General features: G+C 78.9%; 2 protein-coding genes. One reads left to right on the plus strand and one right to left on the minus strand.

The window, feature by feature from the left end; all coding sequences use genetic code 11:
- Positions 1-95 precede the first annotated feature (95 nt).
- A complete protein-coding gene (locus HLB09_RS14935; RefSeq protein ID WP_171204123.1) occupies positions 96-2,270 on the minus strand; it encodes a RecQ family ATP-dependent DNA helicase in 2,175 nt (724 codons plus the stop codon).
- Positions 2,271-2,377: 107 nt separating this feature from the next.
- Between HLB09_RS14935 and HLB09_RS14940 the strand changes: the two genes are divergently transcribed.
- Positions 2,378-3,066 (plus strand): alcohol dehydrogenase catalytic domain-containing protein (locus HLB09_RS14940; protein WP_171204124.1); only part of this gene is annotated, 689 nt, incomplete at its 3' end.

Raw genomic sequence — 3,066 nt, forward strand, 5'->3', positions numbered from 1 at the left:
GGGGCCGTCCGCGACCGCCGGCCGCCCAGCGCCGGCCCAGGCGGCCAGGGCTGAGCCGCCCCGCCCCGCGGTGCCGGGCGCTGGCCGGCTCCCGCCTAGCCGACCACCGCGAGGGCGAAGGGCAGCACCTGCACGCCCGCGCGCCGGAGCTGGCGCCCGGCGACGGTGAGGGTCCACCGGGTGTCGACGACGTCGTCGACGAGCAGGACGGGGCCGTCCGACCCCGGCGGCAGCTGCGCCACGAGGGCGTCCGCGTCGCCGAAGGCGCCCCACACGCCCGCCAGGCGGAAGGCGCTGTTGCCCGAGCCAGCGCGCGCCGGCGGGTGGTCGGGCGCCAGCGGCAGGGCGCCCAGGTAGGGCAGGCGCCCGAGCTCGGCGATGCCCGTGGCGAGGCTCTCCACCAGCGTGGGGCGCCCGCGGGAGGGCACCGACGCCACGGCGATCGGCCGGCGCTCCCAGTCCCACGCGGCCAGGACCGGGACGACGGCGCGCAGGACGTCGGAGGGCACCGGGACGTCGCGCACCCGCTCGCGGTCGCCCGAGACGTCGCCGAGCAGGTCGCGCAGGCGCGGGCCCCAGCCGAGGTCGCTCGTGCGGGCCAGCGCGCGCCCGGTGCCGAGCTGCTCGTCCGCCGGGATGCGGCCCTTGACGGTGACCCCCAGGCGGTCGGCACCCGTGGGCCACTGCGCGCGCGGCTCCAGCACCGTGCCCGCCCGGCGCAGGGCGGCCGAGGCCGCCTCGCGCGCGTCGTCGGGGAGGTCGGTCGGGTACCAGGGCCCGGCGCAGCGGTCGCACCGCCCGCACGGGGCGGCGGTGGCGTCGTCGAGGGCCTCCTGGAGGAAGGCCATGCGGCAGCCGTCGGTGCGCTCGTAGGCGACCATCGCCTGCTGCTCGGCGGTGCGGGTGGCCGCGACCTGGTCGTAGCGCTCGGCGTCGTAGACCCACGGGCGCCCCGTCGCCGTCCACCCGCCGCGCACCCGCTCGACGGCGCCGTCGACGGCCAGCACCTTGAGCAGCAGCTCGAGGCGCGTGCGGCGGACGTCGGCCACGGACTCGAGCGCCGCGGCGCTCATCGGCCGCTGCGCGCCCGCCAGGGCGTCGAGGACCGCGGCGGCGTCCTCCTCGCGCGGCATGCTCGCCGTCGCGAAGTACGACCAGACGGCGCGGTCCTCGCGCCCGGGGAGCAGGAGGACGTCGGCGCGGTCGACCGCGCGCCCGGCGCGCCCGACCTGCTGGTAGTAGCTGACGGGGGAGGACGGCGCGCCGAGGTGCACGACGAAGCCGAGGTCCGGCTTGTCGAAGCCCATGCCGAGCGCCGAGGTGGCCACCAGCGCCTTGACCCGGTTCTCCCGCAGCGCCGTCTCGGCCTCGCGGCGGTCGGCGTCGTCGGTGCGGCCGGTGTAGGCGAGCACCTCGTGACCGGAGGACCGCAGCGCCGCAGCGGTGTCCTCCGCGGCGGCGACCGTGAGCGTGTAGACGATGCCCGACCCGGGGAGGTCGGGCAGGTGCGCGGAGAGCCAGGCGAGCCGCGCCGCGTCGTCCGGCAGGTCGAGGACGCCGAGGCGCAGCGAGTCGCGCGCGAGAGGGCCGCGCACGGTGAGCACCTCCACCGGCGCCGCCGAGCCCGGCGCGGGGGCGGACAGCTGCTCGGCGACGTCGGCGACGACGCGCTCGTTGGCCGTGGCCGTGGTCGCCAGCACGGGCGTGCCGGAGGGCAGCCGCCCCAGCAGGTCGCGGATGCGGCGGTAGTCGGGGCGGAAGTCGTGGCCCCAGTCGGAGATGCAGTGCGCCTCGTCGACGACGAGGAGGCCGGTGCGCGCGAGCAGGTCGGGCAGCACCTGCTCGGCGAAGGCGGGGTTGACGAGGCGCTCGGGGGAGATGAGGAGGACGTCGACCTCGTCGGCCGCCAGCGCGCGCAGCGCCTCGTCGTTCTCGTGCGCCGTGGCCGAGGAGATCTCGACCGCCCTCACCCCGGCGCGGGCGGCGGCGGCCACCTGGTCGCGCATGAGCGCCAGCAAAGGGGACACGAGCAGCGTCGGCCCCGCCCCGCGCGCCCGCAGCAGCGCCGTGGAGACGAAGTAGACGGCGGACTTGCCCCAGCCCGTGCGCTGGACGACGAGCGCCCGCGCGCGCCGGTCGACCAGCGCCTCGACCGCCTCGCCCTGGCCGTCGCGCAGGACGGCGTCCTCGCGGCCGACGAGGCGGCGCAGGACGGCGCCGGCCTCCGCGGCCGTGCCGGTGGACTCGCTCTCGACGGTCTCGGTGCTCACGGGCGACGACGCTACGGGCCACCACCGACGCCCGGCGCACGTCGTCCACAGCGCCGCTGGTCGGACCGCCGCCCCGACCCTCCGGCGCTCGTCCTAGCGTGCGCGGCGTGAGAGCCCTGGTGCTGCGCGCGTTCGGCGTCGAGCCCCGCGTGGAGGAGGTGCCCGACCCGGACCCGCCGGCGGACGGCGTCGTCCTGCGCGTCACGGCGAGCGGGCTGTGCCGCAGCGACTGGCACGCCTACGCCGGCCACGACGGCGACGTCGTCCCCCCGCAGGTGCTGGGCCACGAGCTCGCCGGCGTCGTCGAGCGGGTCGGGCCGGAGGTCACGCGGTGGCGCCCGGGCGACCGGGTGACGACGCCCTTCGTCTGCGGGTGCGGGCGGTGCGCGACGTGCCGGGGCGGGGACCCGCAGGTCTGCCCGCACCAGCGCCAGCCCGGCTTCACCGACGACGGGTCGCTCGCCGAGCGGGTGGCGCTCCACCACGCCGACGCCAACCTCGTGGCCCTGCCGGCCGTGGAGGACGGCGGGCCCACGGACGTCGCCGCGGCCGCGCTCGGCTGCCGCACGGCGACGGCGCACCGGGCGCTGGGCGGCCGGGCTCGCCTGCAGCCGGGGGAGAGCGTCGTGGTGCTGGGCTGCGGGGGCGTGGGCCTGTCGGCCGTCGTGCTGGCCCGCGCGATGGGCGCCGGGACGGTCGTGGCGGTCGACGTCTCGCCGGCGGCGCTGGCCCGCGCCCGTGAGCTCGGTGCCGACGTCGTCGTGGACGCCTCCGCCGCAGCCGGTCCCGGCGTCGG

Source organism: Pseudokineococcus marinus, assembly GCF_013004605.1.
Classification (GTDB): Bacteria; Actinomycetota; Actinomycetes; order Actinomycetales; family Quadrisphaeraceae; genus Pseudokineococcus; species Pseudokineococcus marinus.